The organism is Palleronia sediminis, from assembly GCF_004358695.1.
Taxonomy (GTDB): Bacteria; Pseudomonadota; Alphaproteobacteria; order Rhodobacterales; family Rhodobacteraceae; genus Palleronia; species Palleronia sediminis.
In genome coordinates, this window is record NZ_SNAA01000015.1 from 25,456 (window position 1) to 43,647 (window position 18,192).

Sequence of the window (18,192 nt, forward strand, 5' to 3'; positions counted from 1 at the left end):
CCCGGTCAGCCCATCAGGTCGCGCGGCACCGCAAAGCCCGCGACCGCTCCGCTGCGCGGCCCCAGATCGGCCCAGCATTGGGCCGCGATGTCGAGGATCAGCGTCGCGCAGGTCGGAAAGCGGTGGAACTCGACCGAGGCCGGGGTTTCGTCGACCAGCCATTGGGCGAGGGCGGCCATGCCGGGGTTATGCGCGATCACCAGCGCCGATTGCACCTCGAGCGGCGCCAACGCGGCCAGTATATCCTCGGGCGGGGCAAGGTAGAGCGCGCGCATCAGGCGCACCTCGACCGTGCGTGTGAACGCTGCCGACAGGTCCGACCATGTGTCGACCGCCCGTTTCGCGGTCGAGACCAGCGCCGTGTCGGGCGTCGCATCCTGCGACCTGAGCCAATCGCCCATCGCGCGGGCGCTGTCGCGCCCCCGCGCGTTCAGCGGGCGGTCGTGGTCGGGGGTCGCCGCATCGGCCCAATCGGATTTCGCGTGCCGGGTAAGGACAAGCCGCAGGCTCACCTCTGGCCCCGGATCAGGGTGCCGGCCCCGCCTTGGGTGTAAAGCTCGAGCAGGGCCGCATGGGGCACGCGCCCGTCGAGGATGACCACCGCCCGCACGCCGCCGTCGATGGCATCTAGCGCCGTCTGCGTCTTGGGGATCATGCCGCCCGAGATGGTGCCGTCCTCCGTCAGCGCGCGGATCGCCTCGGGCGTGATCTCCGAGATCACCTCGCCATCCTCGCCCTTGACCCCCGACACATCCGTCAGCAACAGCAGCCGGTCCGCGCGTAGCGACGCGGCGATGGCCCCCGCGGCGGTGTCGCCGTTCACGTTGAACGTCTCGCCCGCGCGGCCGGTGCCGATGGGGGCGATCACGGGGATCGTGCGCGTCGATTGCAGCGCGGTGAGAAAGCCGGGATTGCATTCGACCGGCGTGCCGACAAAGCCGAGCGCCGGGTCGGTCTGTTCGCAGACCATCAGCCGCGCGTCCTTGCCGCTGATGCCGACAGCCTGCCCGCCCTCGGCCTGGATGGCCTGCACGATGCGCTTGCCCACCAGCCCCGACAGCACCATCTCGACGATCTCGATGGTCGCCGCATCGGTCACGCGCTTGCCGCCGACAAAGGTGCTTTCGACGCCCTGGGCCTTGAGCATGGCGTTGATCATGGGGCCGCCGCCATGGACGATGACCGGGTTCACGCCGACATGGCGCATCAGCACGATATCGCGGGCAAAGCTGCGCATCGCCTCGTCCGAGCCCATGGCGTGACCGCCCAGCTTGATGACCACCGTGGCCCCGGCATAGCGCTGGAAATAGGGCAGGGCCTGGCTGAGAGTATGGGCCGTTGCGGCCCAGTCGTCATGCGTCGCGCGCGTATCTGTCATGGAGCGTCCCTCGTTCGCCTCTGCCTAGCGGCTGGCGCCGGAACGCTCAAGCAGATGGCGGCGCGCATCGCGGGGGATGCGCGCCGCCCTGGGTTCCGCCGCGCGGGCGGTCAGTCCTTGGGCAGCGGATCCTGTGCCGCAAACCAGGCGGCGGCGGCGGCGCGCTCGCCATCGTCCATGCGCGAGGCGATCCGGTGCATCGGGCTCAGCCCGTAGAGCCCATCACCCGTATCGCCGGCGAACTGTTCCAACCGCGAATCAAGATACTCGAAGGTCTGCCCGTGCAGCCGCGCGATGATCGGCACATCCCTGACCGAGCTTTCGGCGTGGCACGTCAGGCAGGACGGCACGTTGCGCTCGGGGATACCGTTGCGCACGATCTCGTCGCCCTGCGCTACCAGCGTGGCATCCACGGTCTCGTCGCGGTCCAGCGGCTCGAGCGAGCCGAAATAGGCGGCCGCGTCGCGCAGCTCTTCGGCCGAGAGCAGCTTGGTCGTTTCGCTCATCCGGCTGTTGGGGCGGATATCGTTGCGGAACTTCCAGAGCTGGTGGCTGATATAGGTCTCGTTCTGGAGCGAGATGTTCGGCACGTCGCCTCCGTCGCTGCCGCGCCCGCTGGCCTGGTGGCACTTGGAGCAGACATTGATGACGACCTGCTGCCCGGCCTCGACATCGGCCAGCGCGAGCGTGGGTTGCGGCAGCGCGGTATCCGGCTCGAGCGACGAGAAATAGGCGCCGAGCGCGATCATCTCGCGTTCCTCGAGCGCGCCGCCGACGTAGTGCATCGGGTTCCACAGCGCCTGAAACCGCCGCCCGCCCTTGGCGAACAGTTCAAGCTGCTCGCGGATGTAGATCGGCGATTGCCCGGCGAGGTTCGGCACGGCCAGCCCGTCGACCAGTTCGCTGCGGCCCTGCTGGTGGCAGGTGGTGCAGGCGGGGATGGCGCGCTCGGGCACGCCGTTCAGCGCGATTTCCTCGCCCACGGGGACCAGGTCGGCGGGCTGCCCGGCCTTGGGGGCCTTCTTGTCGGGCAGGTTGGCGAAATAGGCGGCAAGCTCGGTGCGCTGGGTCGCCGACAGGTTCGACGCGACGATCTGCATGATCCCGCTTTCGCGCTCGGCGGCCGCGTATTCCTCGAGCGCGGTCTCGATATAGGGCGCATCGAGCGCGGTCAGGTTCGGCGCATAGCCGTTGGTCGCGCTGCCGCTGCCGTCCACGCCGTGACAGGCGGCGCAGCGCTGGACCGGGTGGCCCTGGATCGCGAAATCGCGCCACTCGGTCGCAGGCGAGGCATAGAGATATTCGTCGAGCGGCGGTGCCTTGGGGGGCATGTCCGTCTCGATCAACGGGCCGCGTTCGCCATAGGGCATCATCGGCAGATCCTCGCCCTCGGGCCATTGCAGCCGCGAGACGTATTCCTCGGTCGAAAGCTCGGGCAACTCGCGCAAAAAGGCGACGACGTTCCAGATCTCGTCGTCGCGATCCTCGGCCGGCCACGAGGGCATGGCGGAGTAGCGCACGCCATTCTTGAGGATCCAGTGAAGCTCGCTGTCCGAGAACTGGTCGACCACCGAGGCGAGGTGCTGCGGCCGTGGCCGCATCGACAGGGCCTGAGGGTTCTGGCCCAGCCCCGGACCGCCGTGACATTTGGCGCAGGCATTGGCGTAATGCTGCGTGCCGAGCAGCCTGCGACCCTCGGCCATCAGATCCTCGGGGGGCTCTTCGCTCGACCTGACGGCGACGGTGCGCTTGAAGACATAGTGCAGCATCCAGTGGACGGGTTTTGGATGCGGATAGGTGGCCGAGACGTTGAACGCGCCGAAGGACAGGGCGGTAAAGGCGACGGCCCCGACGACGGCCCCGGTCCCGACCAGCGCGATGACGCCGGCATAGATATCCCTGCGCTTGATTTTCGGCCGCTTCATGGTCATCTCCCCGTCAAGGCTCGCGCGTTCGTGTACGAACCGAAACACGTCGCGGCGGATGGCGTTCCGAGCGGTGCGGCGTCAGTCGCGCCCCAGCCCGGCAATGACTGCGCGCAGATCGGCGATTCCGTCGCCCTTTTCCGAGGATGTGACCAGAATCTCGGGAAATGCGGCCGGGTGCTGCGACAGAACGCCCCTGAGCCGGTCGAGGATCGGCCCGCGCTCGCTCGCCTTGACCTTGTCGGCTTTGGTCAGCACCGCCTGAAAGGGCACGGCGGCGCGATCGAGCAGCTTCATGATCTCGTCATCGACGGGTTTCGGCCCGTGGCGGTGGTCGATCAGCAGAAAGGCGCGCCGCAAGGTCGGCCGTCCGCCGAGGTAGGACCGCATCAGCGCCTGCCACTTGCCCACGACGGCGACCGGGGCATTGGCAAAGCCATAGCCGGGCAGGTCGACCAGGAACATCTCACCGGCGGTGAAATAGTTGATTTCCTGCGTGCGTCCGGGGGTGTTCGACGCGCGGGCCAGCGCCTTGCGCCCGGTCATCGCGTTGATGAGGCTCGACTTTCCCACGTTGGAGCGCCCGGCGAAACAGACCTCGATCCGGTCGGCGGGCGGCAGCCCGTCCATGGCGACCACGCCTTTGACGAACTCGACCGGCCCGGCAAACATCAACCGCCCGGTCTCGCGCTCGTCCTCCGTTGGCTCGGCCAGGGGAAAGGGCAGGGTGGTCATGCCATGGTCTCCAGCATTTCGATGTCGCCCGCGCGGATCGCGGGCAGGGCGCGGGTGATCCGCTCAGCCGGCCAGTCCCACCACGCGACTGCCAAAAGGCGCGAGACGATATCGGGGGTGAAGCGCTGCCGGATTTCGCGGGCCGGGTTGCCCGCCACGACGGCATAGGGCGCCACGTCGCGCCCCACGACCGCCCGCGCGCCGATCACGGCGCCCGCGCCGATGGTCACGCCGGGCAGGATCATCGCCTCGGTCCCGATCCAGACATCGGGGCCGATCACCGTATCGCCGCGCGCGTTTTCGAAGAAACTTTCGAAATCGAACCCGTCATCCCAGCCATGACCGAAGATCGCGAAAGGGTAGGTCGACAGCCCCGTCATGCCGTGGTTCGCGCCGTTCATGATGAACTGGGCCCGCGCGCCGATGGCGCAAAACGCCCCGATCACCAGCCGGTCGCCGTGGAACGGAAAATGGTATCGCACGCAGCGATCGAAAAAGCCCTCGGGCCCGTCGGGGTCGTCATAATAGGCAAAGCGCCCGATCTCGACATTCTCGCGCCCCTCGGCGAGCGGCTGGAGGAACGCGACCTGTTCGCTGAAGGCCAGCGGATGCAGGCAGGACGGATCGGGCCCGACGCTCATGCCGGGGCGGGCGCGAGGCGCGCGCCGGTCACTTGGCTTCCTTTTTCTCGCGCTTGAACCCGCGCAATATGTTGCCCAGCACATCGGGTTTGTAGCCCTGGCTGCGCATGATGATGTATTGCTGCGAGAAGGTGATCGTGTTGTTCGCGATCCAGTAAAGCACGAGCCCGCTGGCGAAATTGCCCAGCATGAACATGAACACCCAGGGCATCCACGCAAAGATCATCTGCTGCGTCGGATCGGTGGGGGCCGGGTTCAGCTTTTGCTGAAGCCACATCGAGATGCCGAGGAAAATCGGCAGCACGCCCAGCGACACGATGGCAAAGAACGAGCTGGGATCGGGCACGCCCCAGGGCAGCAGTCCGAACAGGTTGAGGATCGAGGACGGATCGGGCGCCGACAGGTCGCGGATCCAGCCGATCCAGGGCGCATGGCGCAGTTCGAGCGTGACGAAGATGACCTTGTAGAGCGAGAAGAAGATCGGGATCTGCAACAGGATGGGCAGACAGCCCGAGGCGGGGTTCACCTTTTCCTTCTTGTAGAGCTGCATCATCTCTTGCTGAAGCTTCTGGCGGTCGTCGCCGGCCCGCTCCTTCAGCTTTTCCATCTCGGGCTGGAGTTCCTTCATCTTGGCCATCGAGACGTAGGACTTGTAGGCCAGCGGAAAGAGCAGCGCCTTGATGCACAGGGTCAGGACGATGATCGACCAGCCCATGTTGCCGATGGCGAGGTTCAGCCAGTGCAGCACGACAAAGATCGGCTTGGTCAGGAAAAAGAACCAGCCCCAGTCGATCGAATCGACGAAACGGTCGACGCCCTGGTTCTGGTAGGCGAGGATGCTCTCCCACTCCTTGGCGCCGGCGAAAAGCTGCATGGTGGTGGTCGCGGTCTGACCGTCGCCGATCTCCATCGTGGGCAGGCGGGCCTCGGTCTGGTAGACATCCGACCGCGGGACATATTTCGCCACCGAGGTGAACGCGCTGCCCGCGCCGGGCACCAGCGTCGTCATCCAGTACTTGTCGGTGAACCCCACCCAGCCGTCGCCGGCCACCTCGATCACGTCGGCCGGCGCGCCCTCGCGGGCATCGGCGGTCAGATCGGGCAGGTCGTCGTAATCGAGCTCCTGCAGCTCGCCGTCGGACATGCGGACGACGCCCTCGTGCAGGATGAAAAAGCCGGTGGTGTCGGGCTCGCCGTGGCGCGCGACGGTGCCATAGGGCGCCATGCGGACGGCCGCACCCGAGCGGTTCTCGACCGTCTGGTCGATGGTGAACATGTAGTCGTCATCGACCGAGATCACGCGACGAAAGGTCAGCCCCGCGCCGTTCTCCCATTCGAGCGTGACGGGCCGGTTCACGCCCAACTCCTCGCCCTCGACCAGCCGCCAGGGGGTGTTGGCGCCCGGCACGTCGTCGAACTCGAGCGATCCGCCCGGCGCCCAGCCGAACAGCGCGTAATAGGGCTGTCCGCCGCCCACGGGCGACAGAAGGTCGACTATGGGCGAGTCGGGGTCCAGCGTTTCGCGATAGCGCTTGAGCGAAAGGTCGTCGATCCGCCCCCCGTTGAGCGAGATCGAGCCCGCCAACGCCGGTGTGTCGATGGGGATGCGCGGGGCCTCGACCTCTGCCGCGGGGGCGTCGGGCACGGTTTCGCCCGCGACGCGGGCCGAGGGCGGCAGGTCGGCCACCGCCAGGTCGGCATCGGCCGCGACGTTATCGGCCGTGGTGTCGCGCACGGGCTGTTCGGGTGGAAAGAAGAACATCCACCCCAGAATGACGAGGAAACTCAGAACCGTCGCAAAGATGAGGTTCCTGTTTTGGTCGTCCATATCGTTCCGCCCCGGGCCAGCCGCCAATTCAGCCGGTGTTCAACAGGGCGTGCGGGTCGAGGTCAAGCGCAAAGCCCTTGTGGGTGCCCTCCGCTCACGCAGGGGTCAACGGGTCGTGTCGTCCGGCAACGATATATCCCCCGCCGCCGAAAGGTCGAGCCCGGCGAAATCGAACAGGGCCGGGTCGAGCAGGTGCGAGGGCTGCGCATGGGCCAGCGCGCGGAACATGATCTGTCGCCGTCCGGGGCTGCGCGCCTCCCATTCGTCGAGAATGCGCTTGACCTGCTGGCGTTGCAGCCCGTCCTGGCTCCCGCAGAGGTCGCAGGGGATGATCGGATAGGCCATCGCCGCGGCGAACCGCGCGCAATCGGCCTCGGCGACATGGGCGAGGGGGCGCAGCACGAACAGGTCGCCATCCTCGTTGACCAGCTTGGGCGGCATGGTCGCGAGCCGGCCGCCGAAGAACAGGTTCATGAAGAACGTCTCGAGGATGTCGTCGCGGTGATGGCCCAGCACGACCGCGCTGCACCCTTCCTCGCGGGCGATGCGATAGAGGTTGCCGCGCCGCAGCCGCGAGCAGAGCGCGCAATAGGTCCGACCCTCGGGCACCTTGTCCTTGACCACGCTGAAGGTATCGCGAAACTCGATCCGGTGCGGCACGCCGCGTTCCTCGAGAAACTCGGGCAGGACGGTGGCGGGAAAACCCGGCTGCCCCTGGTCGAGATTGCAGGCCAGAAGCTCGACCGGCAGCAATCCGCGCCACTGAAGCTCGTGCAGAACGGCCAGCAGGGTAAAGCTGTCCTTGCCGCCCGACAGGCAGACGAGCCATCGCTCGGGGCCCGTGTCACGCGGTCCGCGCACCATGCCATAGCGTGTGATCGCCTCGCGGGTTTCGCGCAGGATGCGTTTGCGCAGCTTGCGGAACTCGGTCGTCGCGGGGGCGCCGGCGAAAAGCGGATGGATGTCGTTGTGGTCCAGCATGACCGCGCGATAGCGCGGATCGGCCGGGCAGGGAAGCGGGCTCAATCCGGCACGTCGTCCACGCCGGCCCCGCCCCAGGGGTGACAGCGCGCGATGCGGCGCAGCGTCAGCCAGCCGCCGCGCAAGGCCCCGTGCCGCCGCAGCGCCTCGAGCGCATAGGCCGAACAGGTCGGGTCATAGCGGCAGTTATAGCCCACCCATGGCGAGAACACTGCGCGATAGACCCGCACCGGAAGCGCAAGGATCCAGGCAAGCGGGGTCATCCGTGCGCCCGGTCGAGCGCGCGCGCAAGCTCGGCGCAGAGGGTGTCGAAGGGGATTGCGGCGGTGCGGTCGCGCCGCCCGATCAGCACGTAATCCCATCCCGGCCGGGCGCGGCCGGGCAGCGTCAGGCGCGCGGCCTCGCGCAGGCGTCTCTTGGCGCGGTTACGCGCCACCGCGTTGCCGACCTTTTTCGAGCAGGTGAACCCGACGCGCACCGGGCCGGGCGCGCCCCGGTCGCGGGCCTGCAACACGAACCCGTCGGCCCGCACGCTGACCGCCCGCGCCGCCCGCAGGAAATCGGCACGCCGGGTGAGACGTTCGGTCGAGGGCGCGTCGTGCCCGGACGCGGAAACCCCGCCTGCACCTTGCGGCGCGGCGGGGCGATCCGTGTCAGCGGCGATAGCGATCAGGCGCTGAGCGACTTGCGGCCGCGGGCGCGGCGCGCGTTCAGGATCTTGCGGCCGGCCTTGGTGGCCATGCGCGCACGAAACCCGTGACGGCGCTTGCGCACGAGGTTCGAAGGCTGGAAGGTGCGTTTCATGGCGTCTCTCCGGTCTGCTGCATGCCGCGGCGTCGCGCCGGCCGCACGGGGGGCCACACGCATCGGCCGGGGCGCGATCGTCTCGAACCCCGCCTCTAGGGCCGGCGCGCCGCGCTGTCAACCGCCCGCGCGGACCGCGACGGGGTGGAACCGTTTCAGCCCCCGCCCCATTCCGTCACGACCCCTCAATCGCGCGTGATAGGGGTGGCGCCCGCCGCGCGAACCGCCACCATCGCCGCCGACGCCATCGACAGGAGTGCCCCGGCATGGACGACACCACGACTCGATCGGCCTGGGGCAGGCGCGTGCCGATCATCGTGATCGCCGCCGTGGCGCTGATCGGGGCCTTTACCCTGCGCGACTATCTCAGCTTCGACGCGCTGGCGCGCAACCGTGCCGAGTTGCTGGCCTTTCGCGATGCCAATTACCTCGCCAGCGTCGCGGGGTTCGTCGCGGCCTATGCGGCGATCGTGGCCTTCAGCCTGCCCGGCGCGACCATCGCCACCCTGACCGGGGGGTTCCTGTTCGCGACCTTTCCCGGCGCGCTCTACAACATCACCGGGGCGACGCTGGGCGCCATCGCGATATTCCTCGCGGCGCGCTGGGGCCTCGGAGAGCGGCTGTCGGCGCGCATGACGGCCGGCGAGGGGCTGATCCGGCGCATCAAGACCGGCATCGACGAGAACCAGTGGTCGATGCTCTTTCTCATCCGGCTGGTGCCCGCGGTGCCGTTCTTCGTCGCCAATCTCGTGCCGGCCTTCATGAACGTGGCGCTATGGCGATTCGCGGTCTCGACCTTTCTGGGGATCATCCCCGGCGCGGTGGTCTATACCTCGGTCGGCGCGGGGCTGGGCGAGGTGTTCGCCCGCGGCGAGACGCCCGATCTCGGCATCGTCTTCGAGCCGCACATCCTTCTGCCGATCCTCGGCCTGTGCCTTCTGGCGGCGCTTCCCATCCTCATCAAGGCCCTGCGCGGGCGGAAAGGTCTCTGACATGGAACGGATTTCCTGCGACATCTGCATCGTGGGCGCGGGCTCGGCAGGGCTGTCCGTCGCGTCCGGAGCGGCGCAGCTCGGCGCCGACGTGGTACTGATCGAGGGGCGCAAGATGGGCGGCGACTGCCTGAACTTCGGCTGCGTCCCCTCCAAGGCGCTGATCGCGGCGGGCAAGCACGCCCAGACCGTGCGCAAGGGCGGCATGGGCGTCGCGCCGGCCGCGCCGCAGGTCGATTTCGCCGCCGCCAAGGACCATGTCGAGGCGGCCATCGAGGCGCTGGCACCCGCCGACAGCGTCGAGCGGTTCGAGGGCTTGGGCGTTCGCGTCATCCGCGACTGGGCGCGCTTTGTCTCGCCCACCGAGATGCAGGTCGGTGAGCGTCGGATCAAGGCGCGCCGCTTCGTGCTGGCCACCGGATCCTCGCCGCTGGTCCCGCCCATCGAGGGGCTGGACGCGGTGCCCTATTTCACCAACGAGACCATTTTCGACCTGCGCGAGCGGCCCGAGCACCTGATCGTCATCGGCGGCGGGAATATCGGCATGGAAATGGCGCAGGCCCATCGCCGCCTGGGTTGCAAGGTGACGGTGGTCGAGGGTTCGCGCGCCCTGGCCAAGGACGACCCCGAGGCCGTCGCCATCCTGATGGAGCGGCTGCGCGGCGAGGGTATCGAGATCGTCGAGGGCGAACAGGCCGCGCGCGTCACCGGACAGGACGGGGCCGTGACCGTCGAGACCGAGGGCGGCCGCAGCTTTTCGGGCTCGCACCTGCTGATCGCGGTGGGGCGCAAGGTCAATCTCGACCGGCTCGACCTGGATGCGGGGGGCGTCAAGCATGACCGGGCCATCGAGGTGGGCGACGATCTGCGCTCGACCAGCAACCGGCGGGTCTATGCCATCGGGGACGCGGCCGGGCGGCTCCAGTTCACCCATGTGGCGGGCTATCACGCGGGCGTCGTCGTGCGGTCCATCGTGTTCGGCCTGCCAGCAAAGGCGAAACAGCACCACATCCCCTGGGCGACCTATACCGACCCGGAACTCGCGCAGGTCGGGCTGACCGAGGCGCAGGCCCGCGAGGAGCACGGCGGCAATCTCGAGGTCGTGCGCGCGGAATATGCCGAGAACGACCGCGCCAATACCGAAGACAGGACGACGGGGTTCGTCAAGGTCATGGTGGTGCGTGGCAAGCCCGTCGGCGCCACCATCGTGGGCGCGCAGGCCGGAGAGCTGATCGGGGTCTGGGCGCTCGCCATCGCCAACGGGCTCAGGATGAAGGCGCTGGCCGATACCGTCCTGCCCTATCCGACCCTGATGGAGCTGAACAAGAAGGCCGCTTCGGCGTATTTCTCGCCAAGACTGTTCGGAAACGATACACTCAAGAGCGTCGTTGGACTGATACAGAAATACCTGCCCTGACGGGAAGAACATGCTCAACAGCCTGTCCGGCCGCTTCCTCATCCTGACGGTGATCTTCGTCATGCTGGCCGAAGTGCTGATCTTCGTGCCGTCGGTCGCCCGTTTCCGTGAGGATTACCTTTATACCGCGGTCGAGCGGGCGCATATCGCGTCGCTGGCCGCGCTGTCGGACGACATGGTGAACCCGGCGCTCGAACGCGAGCTTCTCGAGACGGTGGGCGTCTACAATATCGTGCTGCGCGCCGATGACGCACGCCAGCTCGTGCTCAGTTCCGAGATCCCGTCGCCGGTGGCCGCGACCTACGATCTGCGCGACGCGACCGCCGTGACGCTGATCCGCGACGCCATGGCGACGCTCGTTCAGGACAGCGACGAGATCGTGCGCGTCCTCGCCACCCCGCCGCGCCGGCCCAACCTCGTGATCGAGGTGACGCTGGCCGACGGGCCGCTCAGGATGGCGATGCTGCAATACGGGCTGCGGGTGCTGATCCTGTCGGCGGTGATCTCGGGCATGACCGCGATCCTGCTGTTCTGGGCGGTGCGCCGCGTGATCGTGCTGCCCATCCGCGGCGTGGTGCAGGCGATGGAGAGCTATGCCGAGGCGCCCGAGGACGCGCGCCGCGTCATCGTGCCCTCGGCCGGCGTGCGCGAACTGCGGACCGCCGAACAGGCGCTGCGCAGCCTCCAGACGCAGCTTACCGCCGCGCTCAGGCAACGCCAGCGGCTGGCCCAGCTTGGCGGCGCGGTGGCCAAGATCAGCCACGACCTGCGCAACGTGCTGACCACCGCGCAGCTTTTCGCCGACCGGCTCGAGGAAACCAGCGAGGATCCCACCGCCAAGCGGCTGTTGCCGAAGCTTTTGAACTCGATCAGCCGGGCGATCTCGATCTGCGAGGGCACGCTGGCCTTCGGCCGCGTCGACGAGCCGCAACCGGCGCTGCAACGCGTTCCTCTGGGTGATATCGTCGAGGACGTGATCGAGGGCGAACGGCTCGCCGCGGCCGACCAGAACGTGACCATCGAACGCGACATCCCCCACGAGATGTACGTGCGCGCCGATCCCGAACAGCTTTACCGCGTGCTGGGCAACCTCGTGCGCAATGCCCGCCAGGCGCTGGCGCTGCGCCCCGAGGGCGGGCGCATCGCGATCCTCGGCCGCGAGACCGAGAGCGACTGGATCGTCGAGGTCTCGGATACCGGCCCCGGACTGCCGCCCCGCGCCCGCGATCACCTGTTCGAGCCATTCGCCTCGGCCTCGGGCAAGGGCGGCACGGGGCTGGGCCTGACCATCGCGCACGAGCTCGTCCGCGGCCATGGCGGAACGCTGACGCTGGTCGAGACCGGCCCCGAGGGCACACGGTTCGAGATCCGCCTGCCGCGCGCCGTGGTCGGGCTGGACGCGCCCGAATAGCCCCAGCGCATGGCGCCACTCGCGGCGTCGGATGGGTATTTGAGAAAGAGAAGAGCGGGGCGTGAGCACCCGTCCCCGCCGCGCAGCATCGTTGTGTCTTGCCCCCGGCCAAGCGGTGCCTAATGTGCGCGCCGATCCCCCTGATGCGAGGTTGCGACCGTGCCATCCCCCGAGACCTGCGCGGCCATCGTCGCGGCCCTGCGCGATGCGGCCCGCGCCGAGATCCTGCCGCGGTTCCGCAATCTCGACCAGGAAGAGGTCGAGACGAAATCGGGGCCCGAAGACCTCGTGACCGTTGCCGACCGCGCCGCCGAGGCTGCCATCTTTGCCCGGCTGGGGCCGCTATTGCCGGGCGCGACCCTGTTGGGAGAGGAGATCTCGGAAAGCGATCCGGGGCTTCTCTCGGCGCTGGACGGGGCCGGGACCGTCGCCGTGATCGACCCCATCGACGGCACCTGGAACTATGCCCACGGGCTGGCACTGTTCGGGATCATCGCGGCCATCCGCGCGGGCGGCGAGACGCGGTTCGGCGCGCTCTACGATCCGGTGCTCGACGATTGGGTGACGGCGCGGGCGGGCCAGGGGGCGCATATCGCGCGCGAGGGCGTGGCCCCGCGTCGGCTGTCGGTGCGCGGCGCGCGGGCGCCCGAGGACGAGACGGGATACCTGCCTTTGGGGCTGTTCGCGCCGGACCGTCAGGCCGCCGTCGCTGCGCGCGTGCCGGGGTTCGGCCGCATCCAGACCCTGCGCTGTTCGTGCCACGAATACCGGATGCTCGCGCAGGGGCATGTCGACTGGCTGATCGCCGCCCAGTCCAAGCCCTGGGACCATCTCGCCGGCCAGTTGATCGTGACCGAGGCCGGTGGCGCCTGCGGCACGCTGTCGGGGGACGCATGGGATCCCTCCGATACCGGCCAGATCCTGATGGCGGCCTCGTCGGCCGATCGGCTCGAGGCCCTGCGCGAGACATTCGCCCCGGCGCTGGGCTGATCGGACGGGCGGATCGGTCGCGACGCGGGGGCGTTGCAGGCGGCTCCCGTTCTGCCGATACTGCGTTGCGCGCCCGCCCTTTCAGGAGATCCGCCATGCCCAAGGACAGCCCCGAGCAGACCCCGCGCCATCCCGCGGGCCACGGCCCCGAACTGTCGGCCTTTGTCTGGGCCGATCCGCTGGGGCTCGAGGCGCAGCTCGACGAGGACGAGCGGATGCTGCGCGACGCCGCCGCGTCCTTTGCCGAGGCCCGGCTCGCCCCCCTCGCGCGCGACGCCTTTCGCGGCGAGACAAGCGCGCCCGAGCTTTTCCCCGCCATGGGCGAGGCGGGGCTGCTGGGCGCCACGATCCCCGAGCGGTTCGGCGGGCTCCAGGCGAATTACGTCACCTACGGGTTGATCGCGCGCGAGGTGGAGCGCGTCGATTCGGGCTATCGCTCGATGCTGTCGGTGCAATCCTCGCTGGTGATGTACCCGATCCACGCCTATGGCAGCGATGCGCAGCGCGCGCGGTTCCTGCCCGAACTGGCCGCGGGCCGGATGATCGGCTGTTTCGGCCTGACCGAACCCGATGCCGGGTCCGACCCCGCCGGGATGAAGACGACGGCGCGCAAGACCGCGGCGGGCTATGTCCTGAACGGCACCAAGACCTGGATCTCGAACGCGCCCTTTGCCGATGTCTTTGTCGTCTGGGCCAAGTCCGACGCGCATGACGGCAAGATCCGCGGGTTCCTGTTGGAAAAGGGGATGGCCGGGCTTTCGTCGCCCAAGCTCGAAGGCAAGCTGTCGCTCAGGGCGTCGCCCACGGGCCAGATCGTCATGCAGGATGTCGAGGTCGGCGAGGAGGCGCTTTTGCCCGGCGTCCAAGGGCTCAAGGGGCCGTTCGGCTGTCTCAACCGCGCGCGCTACGGCATCGCCTGGGGCGTGATGGGCGCGGCCGAGGCATGCTGGCACGTCGCCCGGCAATACGGGCTCGACCGCACGCAGTTCGGCCGGCCGCTGGCGCAGACGCAGCTTTTCCAGAAAAAGCTCGCCGACATGCAAACCGAGATCGCGCTGGGCCTGCAGGGCGCGTTGCAACTCGGGCGGATGATGGATGCGGGCACAGCCTCGCCCGAGGCGATCAGCCTGATGAAGCGCAACAATTGCGGCAAGGCGCTGACCGTGGCGCGGATGGCGCGCGACATGCTGGGCGGCAACGGCATCTCGGACGATTTCCCGGTGATGCGCCACATGCTGAACCTCGAGACGGTGAACACCTACGAGGGCACGCATGACGTACACGCGCTGATCCTGGGGCGGGCACAGACGGGGCTCCAGGCGTTCTTCTAGGTCGCGGGGGCCGGGGTCTTTCGGATTTCGGGCGGGCGGGCTATAGCGCCCCCCGCGCGGCCCGAGGTAGCTTGATGTCAGATCCCGATATTTCCATCGTCGTTCCCGCCCGGAACGAATCGGCGGTTCTGCGCGCGCTGGTCGCCGAGATTTTCGACGCCTTTGCCGGGGTCGACGCGCGGATCGAGGTGATCGTGGTCGATGACGGGTCGGATGACGGCAGCGCCGCGCTGCTGTCGGAGCTCGCGCGCGCGCATCCGGGGCTGCGACCGCTGCGCCATGACCGCCCCGCGGGGCAGAGCGCGGCGATCCATTCCGGCGTGCTGGCCGCACGGGCGCCCGTGGTCTGCACCATGGATGGCGACGGGCAGAACCCCCCGGCCGAGCTGCCGCGCCTTGCCCGCCGGCTGGCCGCGGCGAGCGGGCCGACGCTGGTCGCCGGGCAGCGCCGGCGGCGGCGCGACACGGCCAGCAAGCGGCTGGCCTCGCGCGCGGCCAACCGCATCCGCGCGGCGGTTCTTGGCGACGCCACCGCCGACACGGGCTGCGGGCTCAAGGCGTTCCGGCGCGACGATTATCTCGACCTGCCCTATTTCGATCACATGCACCGCTATCTTCCGGCGCTGTTCCTGCGCGCCGGGGCCGAGGTCGTCCATGTCGAGGTGGGCGACCGGCCGCGGATGGGCGGGCGGTCGAACTATACCAATTTCGGGCGGGCGATGGTCGGCGCCGTGGACCTGCTGGGCGTGGCCTGGCTGATCCGGCGGCGCAAGCGCGAACGGGCCCGCCCCATCGAGGCCGCCGCCGCACCCGTCGCCGCCACCGGGACGGACGCATGAACGCGGCGCTCGAGTTCGTGCATGTCGACACGTGGCTCGAGTTCTGGTGGGTCATGTTCGGCCTGACCGGGCAGCTGATGTTCTCGGGGCGGTTCCTCGTGCAGTGGATCGTGTCCGAGCGCGAGGGCCGGTCGGTCATTCCGCTGGCTTTCTGGTATTTCTCGATCGCGGGCGGGGTGATCCTGTTCGCCTATGCCGTTTATCGGCGCGACCCGGTCTTCATCCTCGGGCAGTCGCTGGGGCTGATCGTCTATGCGCGCAACCTGTGGCTGATCCATACCGAGACGCGGCGTGACTGACCTGCGGCCGGCCCTGACCGTCACCGCGGCCATCGTCGGGCTGCGGATCGTGTTCCTGGCCTTCGACCGTACCGATCTTTTCGTCGACGAGGCGCAATACTGGCTCTGGGGGCAGGAATTGGCCCTTGGCTATTTCTCCAAGCCGCCGCTGATCGGGTGGCTCTTGCGGGCCATGTCCGAGATCGCGCCGCAAGCCACGTTCTGGGTCCGCCTGCCCGCGCCGATCCTGCACGGCGCGACCGCGCTGATCCTGGCGCGGCTCGCGCTGATGGTGCGGCCCGGCGGTACGACGCTCGCCGCCTGGGTCGCCGCCGCCTATCTGACCATGCCCATCGTCTCGGTCGGAAGCTGGATGATCTCGACCGATACGGTCATGGCCCCGTTCCTCGCGGCAGGGCTGGCGCTGTGGTGGCGGGCGGGGCGCGGGGGGCTGGCGCCCGCCGCGCTGGCGGGGGCGATGCTGGGGCTGGCCTTCATGGCGAAATATGCGGCCGTCTATGCGGTGGCGGGCATTGCGCTTGCGCAGATGCTCGTGCCGGCCCGGCGTCTGGGCGGGGTGCAGCTCGCCGTCATGGTGCTGCCGTTCGCCATCGTGATCGCGCCGAACCTCTTGTGGAACCTGTCCAACGACATGACCACCGTGGCGCATACGATGGAGAACGTGGGCTGGATCGGCCCCGAGGGGCGGGGGCCGTCGGTGAATCCCGGCGGGTTCGCCGCCTTCGTCGCCTCGCAATTCGGGGTCATGGGGCCGGTGCTGATGGCCGCGCTTGTCTGGGCCGCGGCGACGCGGCGGGGCGCGGGGTTCGGGTGGCTCGCGCTGTTCGCGCTGCCCCCGCTTGCCGTGGTGTCGGTGCAGGCGCTGCTCGATCAGGCCTATGCGAACTGGGCCTTTGCGGGGTTGCTGGCGGGCGTGCCCTTGGCCACAGCCATCTTGTACGACCGCGCACCGCGCTGGCTGCGGATCTCGACCGCGTTGAACGCCGCGCTTTGCCTCGTCGTGCCGTTGGCCGCGGCCCTGCCGGGGGTGATGCGGTTGCCCTCGGGCGAGCCGATGGCCGCGCGCTATCTCGGGCGGGCGCAGGTCTCGCGCATGATCGACGAGGCGGCGCGGGCCGGGGGGGCGTCGGCGATCCTCGCCACGGATCGCGACCTTCTGGCCGATCTCTTCTGGACGCTCGACGGCACCGATTGGGCGATCTACGCGCCGCGCCCCGAGGGGGCGCCGTCCAATTACTACGAACAGACGCGGCCCTTGCCCGACGATCCGCCCGCCCCGGTGCTGCGCGCGAGCTTTGCGCCCTCGGACTGCGCCGCGGCGCGGACGCTGGCCGCGCCCCGCATCGCCGGCGGCGCCCATGCGGGCCGCGTCCTTCACCTGGAGCTTTTGCCGCCCGCATGCCTCTGAGCCCCCACGCCCGGCCGCTGGTCCTTTGCCTCGCGGCGATCGTCGTGGTGGCGGCGGTCTTTGCGCTGTTTCCCGGCCTCGACCCGGCGGTGTCGGGCTGGACCCATTTCCCCGAGCGCGGGGGGTTCAGCTATGACGCCGAGCCCGCCGCGCAGCGCCTGCGCAACCTGCTGCGGGGCGCGATGAACGCCACCTTTGCACTGTGCCTTGTGGGCGCCCTCATGGGGGCGGCGGGGCGGCGGCTTTGGGCCGTGCCGGGCCGCGTCTATGAATGGGCGCTGCTGGTCTTTGCGCTGGGGCCGGGGCTGATCGTCGATGTGCTGCTCAAATCCTACTGGGGCCGCGCCCGGCCCGCCGATGTCACGATCTTCGGCGGCGAGGCGCGGTATTCGCCCTTCTGGTTGCCGACGGATCAATGCGCCGACAACTGTTCCTTTGTCTCGGGCGAGGGCGCGGGGGCCGCGGCCTCGGCGCTGGCACTGGCGGCGATCCTGCGCGCGGCGCCCGTCGCCGACCGCCGCCCGGCGCTCGTGGTGATCTGGGGGCTGGCAGGGCTGACCGGGGCGATGCGCGTCGCCATGGGCCGGCATTTCGTGTCGGACGTGGTGCTTTCGTTCCTAATCGTCGCGGCCATCGGCGCGGCTCTGCGCCTGATCCCGCGTTACCGCTACGTTCGGCCGTAAAGCGCGAGGCGCGCGACCGAAAGATCGGCCTCGAAGGCGCGGCCGATGGCGACCAGACCGATCCGGCTCAGCCGCGCGGTGTCGAGCGCGCCCTCGATCCGGTGCGGCGCGAAGCGTGCGAACGGGATGCGCAGGTCGGTCCAGTCGCGCGGCGCGGTGAACGAGACCCGCCACGACTGCCAGGGCCGCGCCACGTCGGGGGTGCGCAGGTGGATGTTGTAGGCCTCGCCATTGCCGCGTAGCCGCAGCGCGAGCCCGTCACAGCCCCGCGCGTCGAGCGGCGCGTCCGGCAGGTCGGCGGCCATCTGCAGGAACCCCCCGTCATTGTCGAGCGACACGCGCCCCCGCATCCGGCAGCCCGTGGCGTCGCAATCGAGGCGTCCGGCGCTGACCCCGCCCATGACGCGGTCGGACACGAGGCTCCAGAACCCGTTTCGTCCGGCTTGCCAGATCACCATGCGCGCGCGCCCCTCCCGTTGCCTTTGCGCAGGGTGCGCGTGCCGGCGCGAAAGGTCCAGCCGGGTGCCGCG

At 69.1% G+C, this 18,192-nt stretch carries 20 protein-coding genes; 9 read left to right on the forward strand and 11 right to left on the reverse strand.

Going from position 1 to position 18,192, the window contains the following annotated elements:
• Positions 1-5: 5 nt before the first annotated feature.
• The 10 genes from E2L08_RS12855 to rpmH all read right to left on the reverse strand — a co-directional run bounded on the left by E2L08_RS12855 (position 6) and on the right by rpmH (position 8,292).
• Positions 6-512, reverse strand: a complete 507-nt coding sequence (locus tag E2L08_RS12855; protein WP_133397499.1) for a SixA phosphatase family protein — start codon at positions 510-512, stop codon at positions 6-8.
• Positions 509-1,378, reverse strand: a complete 870-nt coding sequence (argB, locus tag E2L08_RS12860) for an acetylglutamate kinase (RefSeq protein ID WP_133397500.1) — start codon at positions 1,376-1,378, stop codon at positions 509-511. The genes E2L08_RS12855 and argB overlap by 4 nt, the downstream gene beginning before the upstream one ends.
• A gap of 110 nt (positions 1,379-1,488) precedes the next feature.
• The gene (locus E2L08_RS12865; RefSeq protein WP_168771145.1) at positions 1,489-3,303 is read right to left on the reverse strand and encodes a c-type cytochrome; all 1,815 of its coding nucleotides are present in this window, start codon (positions 3,301-3,303) and stop codon (positions 1,489-1,491) included.
• An 81-nt stretch (positions 3,304-3,384) separates the two neighbouring features.
• Positions 3,385-4,038: a ribosome biogenesis GTP-binding protein YihA/YsxC gene (gene yihA / locus E2L08_RS12870; protein WP_133397502.1), complete on the reverse strand. Its 654-nt coding sequence runs from the start codon at positions 4,036-4,038 to the stop codon at positions 3,385-3,387.
• The gene (locus E2L08_RS17380) at positions 4,035-4,679 is read right to left on the reverse strand and encodes a CatB-related O-acetyltransferase (protein WP_133397503.1); all 645 of its coding nucleotides are present in this window, start codon (positions 4,677-4,679) and stop codon (positions 4,035-4,037) included. Before E2L08_RS17380 ends, yihA begins: the two co-directional genes overlap by 4 nt.
• A gap of 28 nt (positions 4,680-4,707) precedes the next feature.
• Positions 4,708-6,507 (reverse strand): membrane protein insertase YidC, encoded by a 1,800-nt coding sequence (gene yidC / locus E2L08_RS12880; RefSeq protein WP_133397504.1) that lies wholly within the window; start codon positions 6,505-6,507, stop codon positions 4,708-4,710.
• Positions 6,508-6,612: 105 nt separating this feature from the next.
• Positions 6,613-7,488 carry a tRNA 2-thiocytidine(32) synthetase TtcA gene (gene ttcA, locus E2L08_RS12885; RefSeq protein WP_133397505.1) on the reverse strand — a complete coding sequence of 292 codons (876 nt, stop codon included), beginning with the start codon at positions 7,486-7,488 and terminating at the stop codon, positions 6,613-6,615.
• A gap of 41 nt (positions 7,489-7,529) precedes the next feature.
• Positions 7,530-7,751: a membrane protein insertion efficiency factor YidD gene (yidD, locus tag E2L08_RS12890; protein WP_133397506.1), complete on the reverse strand. Its 222-nt coding sequence runs from the start codon at positions 7,749-7,751 to the stop codon at positions 7,530-7,532.
• Positions 7,748-8,158, reverse strand: coding sequence for a ribonuclease P protein component (gene rnpA / locus E2L08_RS12895; protein ID WP_168771152.1), 411 nt, complete (start codon positions 8,156-8,158; stop codon positions 7,748-7,750). Before rnpA ends, yidD begins: the two co-directional genes overlap by 4 nt.
• Positions 8,158-8,292 (reverse strand): 50S ribosomal protein L34, encoded by a 135-nt coding sequence (gene rpmH / locus E2L08_RS12900; RefSeq protein WP_012177012.1) that lies wholly within the window; start codon positions 8,290-8,292, stop codon positions 8,158-8,160. Before rpmH ends, rnpA begins: the two co-directional genes overlap by 1 nt.
• Positions 8,293-8,558: 266 nt before the next feature.
• Between rpmH and E2L08_RS12905 the strand changes: the two genes are divergently transcribed.
• From E2L08_RS12905 to E2L08_RS12945, 9 genes are all read left to right on the forward strand, one after another.
• The gene (locus E2L08_RS12905) at positions 8,559-9,284 is read left to right on the forward strand and encodes a TVP38/TMEM64 family protein (protein WP_133397507.1); all 726 of its coding nucleotides are present in this window, start codon (positions 8,559-8,561) and stop codon (positions 9,282-9,284) included.
• A gap of 1 nt (position 9,285) precedes the next feature.
• Positions 9,286-10,701, forward strand: a complete 1,416-nt coding sequence (locus tag E2L08_RS12910) for a dihydrolipoyl dehydrogenase family protein (RefSeq protein WP_133397508.1) — start codon at positions 9,286-9,288, stop codon at positions 10,699-10,701.
• Positions 10,702-10,711: 10 nt separating this feature from the next.
• A complete protein-coding gene (locus tag E2L08_RS12915; RefSeq protein WP_133397509.1) occupies positions 10,712-12,112 on the forward strand; it encodes a sensor histidine kinase in 1,401 nt (466 codons plus the stop codon).
• A 159-nt stretch (positions 12,113-12,271) separates the two neighbouring features.
• Positions 12,272-13,102, forward strand: a complete 831-nt coding sequence (locus E2L08_RS12920; protein ID WP_133397510.1) for an inositol monophosphatase family protein — start codon at positions 12,272-12,274, stop codon at positions 13,100-13,102.
• 95 nt (positions 13,103-13,197) lie between these two features.
• Positions 13,198-14,433 carry an acyl-CoA dehydrogenase gene (locus E2L08_RS12925; protein ID WP_133397511.1) on the forward strand — a complete coding sequence of 412 codons (1,236 nt, stop codon included), beginning with the start codon at positions 13,198-13,200 and terminating at the stop codon, positions 14,431-14,433.
• Between the two features lie 74 nt (positions 14,434-14,507).
• Complete coding sequence (locus E2L08_RS12930; protein ID WP_133397512.1) at positions 14,508-15,272, forward strand: glycosyltransferase family 2 protein; 765 nt, start codon at positions 14,508-14,510, stop codon at positions 15,270-15,272.
• Positions 15,269-15,571: a lipid-A-disaccharide synthase N-terminal domain-containing protein gene (locus E2L08_RS12935; protein ID WP_133397513.1), complete on the forward strand. Its 303-nt coding sequence runs from the start codon at positions 15,269-15,271 to the stop codon at positions 15,569-15,571. The genes E2L08_RS12930 and E2L08_RS12935 overlap by 4 nt, the downstream gene beginning before the upstream one ends.
• Complete coding sequence (locus E2L08_RS12940) at positions 15,564-16,979, forward strand: glycosyltransferase family 39 protein (RefSeq protein ID WP_133397514.1); 1,416 nt, start codon at positions 15,564-15,566, stop codon at positions 16,977-16,979. Before E2L08_RS12935 ends, E2L08_RS12940 begins: the two co-directional genes overlap by 8 nt.
• Positions 16,970-17,662 (forward strand): phosphatase PAP2 family protein, encoded by a 693-nt coding sequence (locus E2L08_RS12945; protein ID WP_133397515.1) that lies wholly within the window; start codon positions 16,970-16,972, stop codon positions 17,660-17,662. Before E2L08_RS12940 ends, E2L08_RS12945 begins: the two co-directional genes overlap by 10 nt.
• Here E2L08_RS12945 and E2L08_RS12950 read toward each other — a convergent pair.
• A complete protein-coding gene (locus E2L08_RS12950) occupies positions 17,647-18,120 on the reverse strand; it encodes a CIA30 family protein (protein ID WP_133397516.1) in 474 nt (157 codons plus the stop codon). The two genes, E2L08_RS12945 and E2L08_RS12950, sit on opposite strands and share 16 nt — an antisense overlap.
• Positions 18,121-18,192 lie beyond the last annotated feature (72 nt).